Annotated in this window: 16 protein-coding genes; 7 read left to right on the top strand and 9 right to left on the bottom strand. The window is 51.5% G+C overall.

Annotated features, from left to right (window positions below; translation table 11 throughout):
- Positions 1 to 24: 24 nt before the first annotated feature.
- The gene (gene ftsP / locus AABJ99_RS03810; RefSeq protein ID WP_000059405.1) at positions 25 to 1,437 is read left to right on the top strand and encodes a cell division protein FtsP; all 1,413 of its coding nucleotides are present in this window, start codon (positions 25 to 27) and stop codon (positions 1,435 to 1,437) included.
- A 109-nt stretch (positions 1,438 to 1,546) separates the two neighbouring features.
- Positions 1,547 to 3,766 (top strand): YgiQ family radical SAM protein, encoded by a 2,220-nt coding sequence (ygiQ, locus tag AABJ99_RS03815; protein ID WP_000095185.1) that lies wholly within the window; start codon positions 1,547 to 1,549, stop codon positions 3,764 to 3,766.
- 38 nt (positions 3,767 to 3,804) lie between these two features.
- On the opposite strand, the gene AABJ99_RS03820 is transcribed toward ygiQ, so the two are convergent.
- From AABJ99_RS03820 to yqhD, 5 genes are all read right to left on the bottom strand, one after another.
- The gene (locus tag AABJ99_RS03820) at positions 3,805 to 4,035 is read right to left on the bottom strand and encodes an LPP leucine zipper domain-containing protein (protein ID WP_001037461.1); all 231 of its coding nucleotides are present in this window, start codon (positions 4,033 to 4,035) and stop codon (positions 3,805 to 3,807) included.
- 17 nt (positions 4,036 to 4,052) lie between these two features.
- Entirely contained in the window at positions 4,053 to 4,310 is a 258-nt protein-coding gene (gene yqhH / locus AABJ99_RS03825) for a lipoprotein YqhH (protein ID WP_000848523.1), read from the bottom strand.
- Positions 4,311 to 4,360: 50 nt separating this feature from the next.
- Positions 4,361 to 5,287, bottom strand: a complete 927-nt coding sequence (yqhG, locus tag AABJ99_RS03830) for a YbjP/YqhG family protein (RefSeq protein ID WP_039021381.1) — start codon at positions 5,285 to 5,287, stop codon at positions 4,361 to 4,363.
- Between the two features lie 199 nt (positions 5,288 to 5,486).
- Entirely contained in the window at positions 5,487 to 6,314 is an 828-nt protein-coding gene (gene dkgA, locus AABJ99_RS03835; protein WP_000013131.1) for a 2,5-didehydrogluconate reductase DkgA, read from the bottom strand.
- A gap of 104 nt (positions 6,315 to 6,418) precedes the next feature.
- A complete protein-coding gene (yqhD, locus tag AABJ99_RS03840) occupies positions 6,419 to 7,582 on the bottom strand; it encodes an alcohol dehydrogenase (protein WP_001058802.1) in 1,164 nt (387 codons plus the stop codon).
- Positions 7,583 to 7,775: 193 nt separating this feature from the next.
- Here yqhD and yqhC point away from each other — a divergent pair, with 193 nt between their 5' ends.
- Complete coding sequence (gene yqhC, locus AABJ99_RS03845; protein WP_039021382.1) at positions 7,776 to 8,675, top strand: DNA-binding transcriptional regulator YqhC; 900 nt, start codon at positions 7,776 to 7,778, stop codon at positions 8,673 to 8,675.
- Positions 8,676 to 8,714: 39 nt separating this feature from the next.
- On the opposite strand, the gene yghB is transcribed toward yqhC, so the two are convergent.
- Together yghB and metC are read right to left on the bottom strand one after the other, a co-directional pair.
- On the bottom strand, positions 8,715 to 9,374 hold the full coding sequence (gene yghB / locus AABJ99_RS03850; RefSeq protein WP_000268419.1) for a DedA family general envelope maintenance protein YghB: 660 nt from the start codon (positions 9,372 to 9,374) through the stop codon (positions 8,715 to 8,717).
- A gap of 139 nt (positions 9,375 to 9,513) precedes the next feature.
- Positions 9,514 to 10,701 carry a cystathionine beta-lyase gene (gene metC / locus AABJ99_RS03855; protein WP_039021383.1) on the bottom strand — a complete coding sequence of 396 codons (1,188 nt, stop codon included), beginning with the start codon at positions 10,699 to 10,701 and terminating at the stop codon, positions 9,514 to 9,516.
- Between the two features lie 251 nt (positions 10,702 to 10,952).
- On the opposite strand from metC, the gene exbB reads away from it, so the two are divergent.
- A complete protein-coding gene (gene exbB, locus AABJ99_RS03860) occupies positions 10,953 to 11,687 on the top strand; it encodes a tol-pal system-associated acyl-CoA thioesterase (RefSeq protein ID WP_000527851.1) in 735 nt (244 codons plus the stop codon).
- Between the two features lie 6 nt (positions 11,688 to 11,693).
- A complete protein-coding gene (gene exbD, locus AABJ99_RS03865; RefSeq protein WP_001240712.1) occupies positions 11,694 to 12,119 on the top strand; it encodes a TonB system transport protein ExbD in 426 nt (141 codons plus the stop codon).
- Between the two features lie 38 nt (positions 12,120 to 12,157).
- Here exbD and yghA read toward each other — a convergent pair whose 3' ends face one another.
- Entirely contained in the window at positions 12,158 to 13,042 is an 885-nt protein-coding gene (gene yghA / locus AABJ99_RS03870; RefSeq protein ID WP_039021384.1) for an NADP(+)-dependent aldehyde reductase, read from the bottom strand.
- 190 nt (positions 13,043 to 13,232) lie between these two features.
- On the opposite strand from yghA, the gene yqhA reads away from it, so the two are divergent.
- A complete protein-coding gene (gene yqhA / locus AABJ99_RS03875) occupies positions 13,233 to 13,727 on the top strand; it encodes a TIGR00645 family protein (protein WP_000439331.1) in 495 nt (164 codons plus the stop codon).
- Positions 13,728 to 13,766: 39 nt separating this feature from the next.
- Here the strand turns inward: yqhA and gpr are convergent, their stop codons facing one another.
- Complete coding sequence (gene gpr, locus AABJ99_RS03880) at positions 13,767 to 14,807, bottom strand: L-glyceraldehyde 3-phosphate reductase (RefSeq protein WP_039021385.1); 1,041 nt, start codon at positions 14,805 to 14,807, stop codon at positions 13,767 to 13,769.
- 156 nt (positions 14,808 to 14,963) lie between these two features.
- On the opposite strand from gpr, the gene yghX reads away from it, so the two are divergent.
- Positions 14,964 to 15,851, top strand: a complete 888-nt coding sequence (gene yghX / locus AABJ99_RS03885) for a YghX family hydrolase (RefSeq protein ID WP_039021386.1) — start codon at positions 14,964 to 14,966, stop codon at positions 15,849 to 15,851.
- Positions 15,852 to 15,947: the final 96 nt, after the last annotated feature.

Below are 15,947 nucleotides of genomic sequence, written 5' to 3' on the forward strand. Positions count from 1 at the left end.
TAGCCAGTTTTACATGGAGCAAATATGTCACTCAGTCGGCGTCAGTTCATTCAGGCATCGGGGATTGCACTTTGTGCAGGCGCTGTTCCCCTGAAGGCCAGCGCAGCCGGGCAACAGCAACCGCTACCCGTTCCGCCGCTGCTTGAATCTCGCCGTGGGCAACCGCTGTTTATGACTGTACAACGTGCGCACTGGTCATTTACGCCAGGAACACGCGCGTCGGTCTGGGGAATCAATGGTCGTTACCTGGGGCCGACTATCCGCGTCTGGAAGGGCGATGATGTTAAGCTGATCTACAGTAACCGCCTGACAGAAAATGTCTCAATGACGGTGTCTGGTTTACAGGTGCCTGGCCCGCTGATGGGCGGTCCGGCACGGATGATGTCGCCAAACGCTGACTGGGCACCCGTATTACCCATTCGCCAGAACGCAGCGACATTGTGGTATCACGCTAATACCCCCAATCGCACGGCTCAGCAGGTCTATAATGGCCTTGCCGGAATGTGGCTGGTGGAAGATGAAGTCAGCAAGTCGCTGCCTATCCCCAACCATTATGGAGTGGATGATTTTCCGGTCATTATCCAGGATAAACGGCTGGATAACTTTGGTACGCCAGAATACAACGAACCGGGAAGCGGCGGCTTTGTTGGAGATACGCTGCTGGTCAACGGTGTACAAAGCCCGTACGTTGAAGTCTCGCGTGGCTGGGTGCGCTTGCGTCTGTTGAACGCGTCGAACTCTCGTCGCTATCAACTACAGATGAGCGATGGTCGCCCGTTACATGTGATTTCTGGCGATCAGGGATTCTTGCCTGCTCCTGTATCGGTGAAGCAACTTTCGCTGGCACCGGGCGAGCGCCGCGAGATTCTGGTGGATATGAGCAACGGTGATGAAGTGTCGATCACCTGTGGCGAAGCGGCGAGCATTGTTGATCGTATTCGTGGCTTCTTTGAGCCATCCAGCATTCTGGTTTCTACGCTGGTGCTAACGCTGCGCCCAACCGGTCTTCTGCCGCTGGTCACAGACAGTCTTCCGATGCGCTTGCTGCCAACTGAGATCATGGCCGGTTCGCCGATTCGCAGTCGCGATATCAGTCTGGGTGATGACCCGGGTATCAATGGGCAGCTGTGGGACGTCAACCGTATTGATGTCACCGCGCAGCAAGGAACGTGGGAACGCTGGACGGTACGCGCGGACGAGCCGCAAGCGTTCCATATTGAAGGCGTGATGTTCCAGATCCGTAACGTGAATGGCGCGATGCCGTTCCCGGAAGACAGAGGCTGGAAAGATACCGTTTGGGTTGACGGACAAGTGGAGCTGCTTGTTTATTTCGGTCAGCCTTCCTGGGCGCACTTCCCGTTCTACTTCAACAGTCAGACGCTGGAAATGGCGGACCGTGGCTCGATAGGGCAACTGTTGGTCAATCCGGTACCGTAATCGCCATACTCGCCCGAGAGGGCGAGTATGGAATACTTTTCGATTTCTCTTTCGTTCCGGCTTATAATCCCCGGCCTTTGATTATTTTTTTATCATTTCTGGAAGCAAAATGAGCTCTATCTCCCTGATCCAACCGGATCGCGACCTGTTCTCCTGGCCGCAGTACTGGGCCGCCTGTTTTGGACCGGCACCGTTTTTGCCGATGTCTCGTGAAGAGATGGATCAACTTGGCTGGGATAGCTGCGACATCATTTTGGTTACTGGCGACGCGTATGTCGATCACCCAAGCTTCGGGATGGCGATTTGCGGTCGTATGCTGGAAGCGCAGGGCTTTCGCGTCGGGATCATCGCCCAACCGGACTGGAGCAGCAAAGACGACTTTATGCGTCTGGGTAAACCGAATCTGTTTTTCGGTGTTACTGCTGGCAACATGGACTCGATGATCAACCGCTATACTGCCGATCGCCGTTTACGTCATGACGATGCCTACACGCCGGATAACGTCGCGGGTAAGCGACCGGATCGCGCCACACTGGTTTATACCCAGCGTTGTAAAGAGGCGTGGAAAGATGTACCGGTGATCCTCGGCGGTATTGAGGCAAGTCTGCGCCGTACCGCGCATTATGATTACTGGTCTGATACCGTGCGCCGTTCCGTGCTGGTGGATTCCAAAGCCGACATGCTGATGTTCGGTAACGGTGAGCGTCCGCTGGTGGAAGTGGCGCATCGTCTGGCGATGGGTGAGCCGATTAGTGAAATCCGCGATGTGCGTAATACCGCGATTATCGTAAAAGAGGCGTTGCCAGGCTGGAGCGGTGTGGATTCCACCCGTCTTGATACTCCTGGGAAAATCGACCCGATCCCGCATCCGTATGGTGAAGATTTGCCGTGCGCGGATAACAAACCGGTGGCCCCGAAAAAGCAGGAAGCGAAAGCCGTAACCGTGCAGCCACCGCGCCCGAAACCGTGGGAAAAAACTTACGTATTGCTGCCTTCTTTCGAGAAAGTGAAGGGCGATAAAGTGCTGTACGCTCATGCTTCGCGTATTCTGCACCATGAAACCAACCCAGGCTGCGCGCGTGCGCTGATGCAAAAACATGGCGACCGCTATGTATGGATCAACCCGCCTGCCATCCCGCTTTCTACCGAAGAGATGGACAGCGTCTTTGCGCTGCCGTACAAGCGCGTGCCGCATCCGGCTTACGGTAATGCCCGAATTCCGGCTTACGAAATGATCCGTTTCTCGGTCAACATTATGCGTGGCTGCTTTGGCGGCTGCTCTTTCTGCTCTATTACCGAGCATGAAGGTCGCATTATTCAGAGCCGTTCGGAAGATTCGATCATCAACGAGATTGAAGCGATCCGCGACACCGTGCCAGGCTTTACGGGCGTGATTTCCGATCTCGGTGGGCCAACTGCCAACATGTATATGTTGCGCTGCAAATCGCCGCGCGCCGAGCAGACTTGCCGCCGTTTATCGTGCGTTTACCCGGATATTTGTCCTCATATGGACACTAACCACGAACCGACGATCAACCTCTATCGCCGCGCGCGTGATCTGAAAGGCATTAAAAAGATCCTCATCGCTTCCGGCGTGCGTTATGACATCGCCGTGGAAGATCCGCGCTATATCAAAGAGCTGGCGACCCATCACGTTGGCGGTTATCTGAAGATTGCCCCGGAACATACCGAAGAAGGGCCGTTATCGAAGATGATGAAGCCGGGCATGGGCAGCTATGACCGCTTTAAAGAGCTGTTCGATACTTACTCGAAACAGGCAGGTAAAGAGCAATATCTGATCCCGTATTTCATCTCCGCACACCCGGGTACGCGTGATGAAGATATGGTGAATCTGGCGCTGTGGCTGAAAAAGCATCGCTTCCGTCTCGACCAGGTACAGAACTTCTACCCGTCGCCGTTGGCTAACTCCACCACCATGTATTACACCGGGAAAAACCCGCTGGCGAAGATTGGTTACAAGAGTGAAGACGTCTTCGTACCGAAGGGCGACAAACAGCGTCGTTTGCATAAAGCGTTGTTGCGTTACCACGATCCGGCAAACTGGCCGTTAATCCGTCAGGCGCTGGAAGCGATGGGTAAAAAGCATCTGATTGGCAGCCGTCGTGATTGCTTAGTGCCTGCGCCAACCATTGAAGAGATGCGCGAAGCCCGCCGTCAGAACCGCAATACCCGTCCGGCGTTGACTAAACATACGCCGATGGCGACCCAGCGTCAGACACCTGCTACGGCAAAAAAAGCGTCGTCTACGCCATCTCGCCCGGTGAATGCTGGCGCGAAGAAACGCCCTAAAGCGGTGGCAGGTCGTTAAGTGAAATGTGCCCGGCAGCAATGATGCTGCCGGGAAATTTATAACCTTGGTTTATAAGGACTGTTACGAACGTCTAAGCGGTAATGCGCTCTTGCTGTTTCGTCTTTAACTTGCTGAATTTCCGGACGCAGGGCGTCAATATCCTGTTGCAGTTGATTAATTTTGTTATTCAATGCCTGAATATCATGTTCCAGGTGTTCAATTTTGGCATTGCTGGTACAGCCAGCAAGACACAGCGCCAGCGGAATGGATAAGATAAGTTTGTTCATTATGAATTCCAGAACCGTCATTCTGCGTACATACGCAAGCAGCGCAGGCAATCAAAATAGTCCTGAGCATCAAGACGCGTATTGGCTCTGTTAGCGTCGGATTTGGCAGCATAGATTTGTGGGCGTAATGCTTTCATATCCTGCTCAAGCCGGGCGATTTTGGCATTTAATGTTTGCACATTGCTCGCCAGCTGATTGACCTTTTGCTCATTGACGCAGCCGCTGAGCAAGCAGGTTGCCAGAACAACAGCTCCCACGGTGAAAATCGTTTTCATATAGTGTTCCCTTTTATTTATTGTTCCGGCTAATTGTTATTTAATTCAGCTCATTGCTTTAATCTGACGGCGGTTTTTGCCTCAATTTGCTTAAGTAGGCTGCCGCTGTTCGGGCGGATAAAATCAGCGATTTCCCACTTACCTTCGCGCCGCTGTAAAACCAGTTCTTGCTCTTCGTTGTTGCCATTGGTCAGCGTAAAACGAACATGAATGCGGGCGGAATCGGCGGTTTTCTCCAGGACACGGATTTCATCAACGCGTGAAAATAGCGACTCTTCGCCAAAACAGATCGGATTGTCGTAAATAAATTGTCGTTCTATTTGCATATCTTCATCGGGATTGTTGGCAGTCTTGAAGGTGGTTTTATAGAAGGCATTGACCGCCTGGCGGTAAGAGTCGGAAACCACCCACGTCCACGGCCAGCTATAATCAGCAATATGTTCAAAGAGTTCGGCAACAAAGGCTTCCGGCTGTTCTTTTTGCAACGAAGCTATAGCGGCCAGCGTTTTTTCATTCTCGCTATTAACTGCTTGTAAGACGCTGCCATGATTGCTGACAATATCGTCAATGACCCAACGACCATTTTCCGCCACCATTTTCAGTGTCTGCGTGGTCTTTTCTTTATCGTCTTTAAAGATACGAAAGCGCACAACGGCATCGGCATGATCGGCGTCAGGTTGGGTTATCGCTACGCTTTCTAACACCAGATCGCCAAAATCCTGACAATCACAAACCGGATCATAATCCAGCCAGCCAATATTGCCCGGCAGCGTAAGATTGTCGTTCAGGGTAAGCGCCTGTTGAATACGCGCAGAAGTTATCGCTCGCTCTCCGGTTTCACCAAAATAAGGCGTACTGGCATCTGATTTATAGTTCTGATAAATCTGCCGGACTGTTTGTTCTACGGTCTGTGAAGGAGGCTGCGCGTGTACGGTAAAACTTGCCAGGGCTGCTAAAAACAGAAGTATTATTTTCATCTGTTTTTCACCTCTCCGTTGCGTTTATCCCGGGTGTAGATGAATTGTTCCTTTAAGAGCTTCCGGCTCTGCATGATGATGTCCTTATATTTGGCATTCCTGAACAAGGAAGAGTAACAATGGGCAGGACGCGAGGGGAATAAATGATTTCTGAAAAGTCCGGTAGCGGAACATTACCGCCACCGGAAGAATTTGCGCGTTAGCCGCCGAACTGGTCGGGATCGGGGCCGAGGCGTTTGCCCTGGTCGAGTTTGGCAATTTCACCTAGCTCGTCTTTGTCGAGACGGAAATCCCAGACATCAAAGTTTTCGGCAATACGTGAAGGTGTGACCGATTTCGGGATCACCACCAGGCCGTTATCCAGATGCCAGCGGATAACAATCTGCGCCGGGGTTTTGCCGTATTTATCTGCCAGATCGCGAATGACTTTCTGATCGAAAACGCCTTTCCCTCCTTGCGCTAATGGGCTCCAGGATTCGGTCTGGATTTTGTGTGTCGCGTTCCAGGCGTGAAGCTGGCGTTGCTGCATCAGCGGGTGGAGTTCAATCTGGTTTATCACCGGCGTCACGCCAGTTTCATCAATCAGGCGTTGCAGGTGGTGGATCTGGAAGTTGCACACGCCGATGCTTTTGATTAAGCCCTCTTTTTGCAATTCGATCATGCCCTTCCATGCTTCGACATAATGGTCGATAGCAGGAACGGGCCAGTGCATTAAGTAAAGGTCGACATAATCAAGCTGGAGTTTTTTCAGGCTGTCGAGCAGGGCTTCGCGGGGGCGCTTGTGGTCGTCGTTCCACAGTTTAGTGGTGATGAACAGTTCTTCTCTGTTGACTGAGGCATTTTTCAGGGCTTTGCCGACACCTTCTTCGTTCTTATAGGCCGCGGCGGTATCAATCGAGCGATAACCCACGTCTAACGCTTTTTGAATGGCGGTGATTACTTCCTCATTACTTGCTTGCCAGACGCCCAGTCCCAACTGGGGCATGACATTGCCATCCTGTAGCTTAATAACGGTTGGATTAGCCATACGTTCCTCCTTTATATGAACTCACCGGAGCAGGCTCCGGTGAGGTGTTGTGAACTTAAGTCTGGACGAAATGCCCGAAAACGAAAGTTTGAGGCGTAAAAAGCTTAGCGGGCGGCTTCGTATATGCGGCGGCTGACATCCAGCGTAATGTCATGATTTTCGCCCAGTTGGGTCATACCGTGCTCTTCCAGTTTTTTCAACAAAGCCGGGATGGAGCTGCCGTCCAGACCGTAGTCGGAGAGGTGGGTCGGCACGCCTAATTGCTCAAAGAAATTGCGGGTTGCGGCAATCGCGGCGTCAATACGCTCATCGTCAGAACCTTCTGTGATGTTCCAGACGCGTTCAGCATATTGCAGCAGCTTAGCGCGTTTAGTGTCGCGTTTTTCATTCCACAGTGCAGGCAGGACGATAGCCAGCGTTTGCGCGTGATCCAGACCGTGCATCGCAGTCAGTTCGTGGCCCAGCATATGCGTTGCCCAATCCTGGGGTACACCTGCGCCAATTAAACCGTTCAGCGCCTGAGTCGCCGCCCACATAACGTTGGCGCGTACATCGTAGTTTTCTGGCTCTTTCAGGGCTTTCGGACCATCTTCGATCAGCGTCAGCAAAATGCCTTCTGCGAAACGGTCCTGAATTTTGGCATCAACCGGTTTGGTAACATACTGTTCCACGGTGTGCACAAAGGCATCCACTACACCGTTAGCCACCTGACGCGGCGGCAGAGTGTAGGTATAAACCGGATCGAGCACGGCAAATACCGGCTGAACATGGGCAGAATGGAACGCCTGCTTGTCGCCTGTAGTTTTACGGGAGATGACCGCACCTGCGTTGGATTCTGAACCGGTTGCTGGCAGCGTCAGCACACAGCCCATCGGGATGGCGCTTTTAATCTCTTTACCGCCCGTTTGTAGAATGTGCCACGGATCGATATTTTCCGGATAATTAGCCGCTGCGGCGATAAATTTGGTGCCGTCCAGTACAGAACCGCCGCCAACCGCCAGCAGGAAAGTCACTTTTTGTTCGCGAACCAGTTTCACGGCATTCATCAGCGTTTCATAAGCCGGGTTTGGCTCAATACCGCCAAATTCCAGCACGTCCATGCCTTTCAGGGCATCCAGAACTTGATCGAGAACGCCGGTTTTTTTCACGCTGCCGCCGCCGTAGGTAATCAATACGCGAGCATCGTGAGGAATTTGTTCGCGTAAACCAGCGATTGCGCCTTTACCAAAAAGAATGCGGGTTGGGGTGTGCAGATTAAAGTTGTTCATTACTTGCTCCCTTTGCTGGGTCAATATGAGGGCAGAGATCGGTCTGCCTGATGTTTTTCATTGTGGTCGCCAGCGCCGTACCTCTCAATGCTCATTTCTGCCAATGTCTTGCCTATTTCTCCAGAGTGCTGGAGAAATGCTACAAAATTGCGCACAATCAAATTGCCGCATTATTCCTAAGAAATTACGCGATATGAAACGTGAAGAGATTTGCCGCTTGCTGGCGGGTAAAGTTAATAAACTGAAAAATAAAGAAAATAGTTTGTCAGAGCTATTGCCCGATGTGCGTTTGTTGTATGGCGAGACGCCTTTCGCACGTACGCCGGTGATGTACGAGCCCGGCATCATAATTCTCTTTTCTGGGCATAAAATCGGTTATATCAATGAACGCGTGTTTCGTTATGATGCCAATGAATATCTGCTGCTGACGGTGCCGTTGCCGTTTGAGTGCGAAACTTATGCAACGTCAGAGGTACCGCTGGCAGGGGTGCGTCTCAATGTCGATGTTTTGCAGTTACAAGAGCTGTTGATGGACATTGGCGAAGATGAGCATTTTCGGCCGTCGATGGCAGCCAGCGGGATTAACTCTGCCACGTTATCAGAAGAGATTTTATGTGCGGCGGAGCGGTTACTCGATGTGATGGAGCGACCGCTGGATGCGCGTATTCTCGGCAAACAGATCATCCGCGAAATTCTGTACTACGTGCTGACCGGACCTTGCGGCGGCGCGTTACTGGCGCTGGTCAGTCGCCAGACTCACTTCAGCCTGATTAGCCGCGTGCTGAAACGAATTGAGAATAAATACACCGAAAACCTGAGCGTCGAGCAACTGGCGGCAGAAGCCAACATGAGCGTATCGGCGTTCCACCATAATTTTAAGTCTGTCACTAGCACCTCACCGTTGCAGTATTTGAAGAATTACCGTCTGCATAAGGCGCGGATGATGATCATCCACGACGGCATGAAGGCCAGCGCGGCGGCGATGCGCGTCGGCTATGAAAGCGCATCGCAATTTAGCCGTGAGTTTAAACGTTACTTCGGTGTGACGCCGGGGGAAGATGCGGCAAGAATGCGGGCGATGCAGGGGAATTAAATACGTTCCCGGTACAGCAACCGGGAACGGGGAAAATCGTCAGGCGTTACAGTATTTTTTTTTAATCACCACAAACAGCGTGCCCAACAAGCCAGCGGTTAACAAGGCAATTGGCAGGATCATCAGGAACGTCATTACCTGATCTTCATGGCGTTTAACGAACGGAATCATACTTAAGGCATAGCCGAAACTGGTTACCACGCTGACCCACAGCAATCCGCTTAACCAGTTGAAAAACTGGAAGCGGCGGTTTGGCAGACCGGAAATTCCCGCCATGGTTGGCAGCAACGTACGGACAAATGCAAGAAAACGTCCAGCCAGCAGCGCCAGCAGACCGTGGCGGTCAAACATGCAGGTGGCGCGCTGGTGATATTTAGCGGGAAGCTGTGCCAGCCAGCCTTTCACCGTTTTGGTATTCCCTAACCAGCGCCCCTGAATATAACTTAACCAGCAGCCCAGACTTGCTGCGGCGGTCAGAATCGCAATCGTAGGCAGAAAATCCATAACCCCCTGGGCAATCAATGCGCCAGCCAATATCAACAAGCTGTCGCCTGGCAAAAATGAGGCGGGCAGCAGGCCGTTTTCTAAAAACAGCGTGGCAAACATGACAAAGTAAACAACGCTAACAATATGAGGATCCGCCAGCGCGGCAAAGTCGTGTTGCCAGAGCGCAGCGATGATATCTTGAATAACAGCCATGGACTTTCCTGTGGAACAGCGTTTAAGCCTTTATCTGCCTATTGTACTCCTGAATCGTCCGGGACGCCTTGATCCCGGACGCAACAATTTAAGACTTTTCACAATAAAATGTCTGCAAAATTGTCCAAAAGTGGCAATGTTATACAATTCGCGCAAAACCGGCGTCCAGATCGGCAATCAAATCATCGACATCTTCCAGACCAATATGCAGGCGAATCAAGGTCCCGCTAAAATCGATCTCGCCTTGCGGGCGAATGGCGGCGATATGTTCTGGTTGATTTGCCAGGATCAACGATTCATACCCGCCCCACGAGTAGGCCATGCTGAATAAACTGAAGTTATCCAGATAGTTCGCCAGCTCTTCATCATTGAGTTTTTTCTTAAGCACAAAGGAAAATAGCCCGCTGCTACCTGTAAAGTCTCGTTGCCAGAATTCGTGACCTTTACTGCCAGGCAGAGCAGGGTGGTTAACTCGCGCTACTTGCGGATGTTCCGCCAGCCATTCAGCTACTTTCAGGCTACTTTCGTGATGTTGACGCAGGCGAACACCCAAAGTGCGCAGGCCACGACTGGTTATATAGGCGGTATCGGCATCGACCATCTGCCCCATCAGATAGGCATTCTCCCGTAGCTGCTCCCAGCAACGGGCATTGCATACGGCAGTACCAATCATCGCATCTGAATGCCCAACCAGATATTTGGTAGCGGCCTGAATGGAAACATCAATGCCAAAATCCAGCGCCTTAAACAGCACGCCGGCCGCCCAGGTGTTATCGATCATAATGATGGCATCTGGCACTACACTGCGCACGGCGGCAACAATCGCCGGAACGTCGTGGACTTCCATGGTGATGGAGCCCGGCGATTCCAGAAATACAATTTTAGTGTTTGGCTGCACATGTTTAACAATATTCGCGCCAATCAGCGGATCAAACCACGATGTCGTTACGCCCAGTTTGCTGAGGATTTTGCTACAGAAATCCTGACTCGGTTCATAGGCGGTGTTGGTCATCAACACATGATCGCCCTGTTCGACAAAAGCAAGAATGGAATTAGCAACCGCTGCTGCTCCGCAGGGGAACAGCACGCAGCCTGCGCCACCTTCCAGTTCACACATCGCTTCTTGTAAGGAGAAATGGGTTAACGTTCCGCGCCGTCCATAGAACAACTCGCCATTGGCGCGATTGCGCGTCGCGTGTTTTTTGGCTTCCACACTGTCAAAGACCAGCGAAGAAGCGCGCTGAATCACGCTATTTACTGCGCCGAGGGTATATTTTTTGCTGCGTCCTGCATTCACCAGTTGAGTATCAAGCTTTTTGTCCGCCATGTCGGGATTCCTGTTTTTATACGTCTGGATGTCTAAACTAGCATGAATGTTGCCGCGCGCATCCTGAAGAATTGGCATAAAGCAGAAAATTTTCGCAAATGGCGTGCTGGTGACTTTTTTACTGCGTAAACGCAAGGAAAAGAAAACAAAGGTACGGCAGTATGCAAATAGTAATGAGAACGACTATCAATTCGACGTCGTTTTGATATTATTATGCGCAGATTTTGTGATTTGCGTCCTGGAGATACACAGTGGGTAATAATTTAATGCAGACGGATCTTTCCGTCTGGGGTATGTATCAGCACGCCGATATTGTCGTTAAGTGCGTGATGATTGGGCTTATTTTGGCCTCCGTAGTCACCTGGGCAATCTTCTTCAGTAAGAGCGTTGAGTTCTTCAATCAGAAGCGTCGCCTGAAACGCGAACAGCAACTGCTGGCCCAAGCGCGTTCCTTGAACCAGGCCAACGATATCGCCGCTGATTTTGGTAGCAAAAGCTTAAGCCTGCATTTGCTCAATGAAGCGCAGGATGAGCTGGAACTGTCAGAAGGCAGCGACGATAACGAAGGTATTAAAGAACGTACCAGCTTCCGTCTGGAGCGTCGGGTCGCCGCAGTAGGGCGTCAAATGGGCCGCGGTAACGGCTACCTTGCAACCATCGGCGCGATTTCGCCGTTTGTGGGCCTCTTTGGTACGGTCTGGGGCATCATGAACAGCTTTATCGGTATTGCGCAAACGCAGACCACTAATCTGGCTGTCGTTGCGCCGGGTATCGCAGAAGCTCTGTTAGCAACGGCAATCGGCCTCGTGGCAGCGATTCCGGCGGTCGTTATCTATAACGTATTTGCACGTCAGATTGGCGGCTTTAAAGCGATGCTGGGTGATGTCGCAGCGCAGGTATTATTGCTGCAAAGTCGTGACCTGGATCTGGAAGCCAGCGCCGCTGCGCATCCGGTTCGTGTCGCCCAAAAATTACGCGCAGGATAATGTTCGATGGCAATGCATCTTAACGAAAACCTCGACGATAACGGCGAAATGCATGATATCAACGTGACGCCGTTTATCGACGTGATGTTGGTTCTGCTGATTATCTTTATGGTGGCGGCACCGTTAGCGACGGTAGATGTGAAGGTGAACTTGCCTGCTTCTACCAGCACGCCGCAGCCGCGCCCGGAAAAACCGGTTTATCTGTCGGTGAAGGCGGACAACTCGATGTTTATCGGTAACGATCCGGTCACCGATGAAACAATGATTACGGCGTTGAATGCGTTAACCGAAGGCAAGAAAGACACCACCATCTTTTTCCGTGCGGATAAAACCGTCGATTACGAGACGTTGATGAAGGTAATGGACACGCTGCATCAGGCGGGTTACCTGAAGATAGGTCTGGTTGGCGAAGAAACTGCCAAAGCGAAATAAAAATGATGCCCGGTTGCTTTTCACAACCGGGCATTTTTTTAGCCTAAATGCTCGCCGCCGCACACGCCGTGCACTTCTGCGGTGACATAGCTCGACTCCTGACTTGCCAGATAAACATATACTGGGGCCAGCTCCGCCGGTTGCCCTGCACGTTTCATTGGTGTTTTCTGACCAAACTGCGGGATCTTATCCTGCGTCTGTCCGCCGGAAATTTGCAGTGCTGTCCAGATCGGGCCTGGCGCAACAATATTCACCCGAATACCTTTCTCCGCGACCTGTTTTGCCAGGCCTCGGCTGTAGTTCAGAATCGCCGCCTTCGTAGCCGCATAGTCCAGTAAATGCGGGCTTGGCTGGTATGCCTGGATTGACGAAGTGGTGATGATACTGGCACCTTTCGGTAGCAGGGGGATCGCTTCCTGGGTGAGCCAGAACAGTGCGAAAACGTTAATGGCAAAGGTCTTTTGAAACTGTTCGCTGGTGAGGTCTGCAATATCAGGAATGGCGACCTGTTTCCCGGCGACCAGCGCCATAATATCCAGCCCGCCTAACGCCTTGTGCGCGTCGTGAACCAGCGAACGGGCAAACTTCTCATCGCTTAAATCGCCCGGCAGCAGGACGGCTTTGCGTCCGCATTCTTCAATGATCTTTTTCACATCCTGAGCGTCTTGTTCTTCTACGGGAAGATAACTGATCGCCACGTCAGCCCCTTCACGCGCGTAAGCAATGGCGGCAGCGCGACCGATTCCGGAATCGCCCCCTGTCACCAGTGCTTTACGATCTTTCAGGCGACCGCTACCAACATAGGTTTTCTCGCCGCAATCTGGCACCGGTGTCATTTTCGCCTGGATGCCTGGCGTCGGTTGTTTCTGTTTGGGATATTCACCAGTGTAATGCTGCGTGGTCGGGTCTTTTAAATGAGACATTGTTTTTCTCCCTTCAGGTTCAACGTCCTTTAAGGGTAGACGCTCTCGATGCGTTGATAAGGGAACCAGGAAGATCCCTAAACCTCGGATTTATGCGACAAAGGTTTAACGGATATGTTGATTTGCTGTTGCGCGCTGTTTACTCAATTGCGATATACTGTTGCCCGTTTTAACTACACGACAGGAATGTATGGAACGTTTTCTTGAAAATGCAATGTATGCTTCTCGCTGGCTGCTTGCCCCCGTGTACTTTGGCCTTTCGCTGGCGTTAGTTGCTCTGGCGCTGAAGTTCTTCCAGGAGATTATTCACGTACTGCCGAATATCTTCTCGATGGCGGAATCAGATTTGATCCTCGTGTTGCTGTCGCTGGTGGATATGACGCTGGTTGGCGGTTTGCTGGTGATGGTGATGTTTTCCGGTTATGAGAATTTCGTCTCGCAGCTGGATATCTCCGAGAACAAAGAGAAGCTGAACTGGCTGGGGAAAATGGACGCAACGTCGCTGAAAAACAAAGTAGCAGCGTCGATTGTGGCAATTTCTTCCATTCACTTACTGCGCGTCTTTATGGATGCGAAAAATGTCCCTGATAACAAACTGATGTGGTACGTCATTATCCATCTGACGTTTGTGCTCTCTGCATTTGTGATGGGCTATCTTGACCGACTGACTCGTCATAATCACTGATCTGATTCGGGCGCGGTTCTCGCGCCCGTTATTAACAGGTCATTTATCGGAAGACGCCTGCCACAGATTCAGCTCGCCATCGGCGATATGCTGATCAATCTGCGCCAGCTCCTCGGTGCTAAATGTCAGATTATTCAGCGCCTGGACGTTCTCTTCCAGTTGCTCCGCGCGGCTGGCACCAATCAATACCGACGTCACTCGCTCATCTTTCAGCAACCAGCTTAACGCCATTTGTGCCATTGATTGTCCACGCTGCTGTGCCATTTCATTCAATAACCGCAGGCTGTTGAGGTTGGCTTCGGTGAGCATTTTCGGCGTCAGACCACGAACTTTATTCCCTTCACGATGCATCCGTGAATCTTGCGGAATACCGTTGAGATATTTTCCGGTCAGCAATCCCTGAGCCAGAGGAGTAAAGGCAATGCAGCCCACGCCGTTATGTTGCAGGGTATCCAGCAGGCCGCTTTTATCCACCCAGCGGTTCAGTAAATTGTACGAAGGTTGATGAATTAACAGCGGAATTTTCCACTCGCGCAGCAACTCGACCATTTTTTGCGTCCGCTCTGGCGAGTAAGAGGAGATCCCGACATAAAGCGCTTTACCGCTTTGTACCGCATGAGCCAGCGCAGAGGCGGTTTCTTCCATCGGCGTATTTTCATCGACGCGATGAGAGTAAAAGATATCGACATACTCCAGCCCCATACGCTTCAGGCTTTGGTCGAGGCTGGCGAGCAGGTATTTACGTGAGCCGCCAGAGCCGTACGGGCCGGGCCACATATCGTAGCCAGCTTTGGTAGAGATAATCAGTTCATCGCGATAAGCGGCAAAATCCTCCCGCAGCAGGCGACCAAAGTTCTCTTCTGCGCTTCCTGGAGGCGGCCCGTAATTGTTGGCTAAATCAAAGTGCGTAATGCCCAAATCAAACGCTTTGCGCAGGATCGCACGCTGTGATTCCAGTGCGTTAACGTGACCGAAATTGTGCCATAAACCGAGCGATAACGCGGGCAGGTGTAAACCGCTTTTTCCGCAATAGCGGTATTGCATCTGCCCGTAACGTTCGGGATTCGCTAACCAGACCATGACCTCTCCTTTCCACCATTCAATTTCGAAACAATGTTTCCAGTTTAGCGATTTACCAGGGGGGATCCCGTAGCATCGCTCACAGTGTGACGAAAAACTGGGCAAAAACACGTGCTTATGCTTTGCTTAAAAAAACACCAATTGAGGAGTGCAATGATGCCGCGTCTGACCGCTAAAGATTTCCCACAAGAGTTGCTGGATTACTACGACTATTACGCTCACGGGAAAATTTCGAAACGTGAGTTCCTCAACCTTGCGGCGAAGTATGCGGTGGGCGGGATGACGGCATTAGCGTTGTTTGATTTGCTCAAGCCAAATTATGCGCTGGCGACTCAGGTAGAGTTTACCGACCCGGAAATTGTTGCTGAGTACATCACGTATTCTTCGCCAAATGGTCACGGCGAGGTACGGGGTTATCTGGTGAAGCCCGCAAAGATGAGCGGCAAAACGCCAGCCGTGGTGGTGGTGCATGAGAATCGTGGACTGAATCCGTATATCGAAGATGTGGCACGGCGAGTAGCGAAGGCGGGGTATATCGCCCTGGCACCTGACGGCTTAAGTTCCGTTGGAGGTTATCCGGGTAATGATGATAAAGGTCGTGAGCTGCAACAGCAGGTTGATCCAACCAAACTGATGAATGATTTCTTTGCCGCAATTGAGTTTATGCAACGCTATCCGCAAGCGACAGGCAAAGTGGGTATTACCGGATTTTGCTATGGCGGTGGTGTATCGAACGCGGCGGCTGTCGCGTATCCGGAACTGGCCTGCGCGGTGCCGTTTTATGGTCGTCAGGCACCCACTGCCGATGTGGCGAAGATTGAAGCGCCTTTACTGCTCCACTACGCGGAACTGGATACCCGAATCAACGAGGGCTGGACCGCTTACGAGGCGGCGTTGAAAGCCAATAATAAGGTCTATGAGGCGTATATCTATCCGGGGGTTAATCACGGATTCCATAATGATTCCACGCCCCGTTATGACAAATCTGCCGCCGATCTTGCCTGGCAAAGGACGCTGAAATGGTTCGATAAATATCTCTCCTGATAGGTTTATCTCTTACGGGATTACGTCTTAAACAAGCATGAAAAAATAGCGTGCGCAAAAGTCGTTCTTTGCCTAAAATATCGCTATATATTACAA

The sequence above is a fragment of the Escherichia coli genome, assembly GCF_036503815.1.
GTDB classification, from domain to species: domain Bacteria; phylum Pseudomonadota; class Gammaproteobacteria; order Enterobacterales; family Enterobacteriaceae; genus Escherichia; species Escherichia coli_F.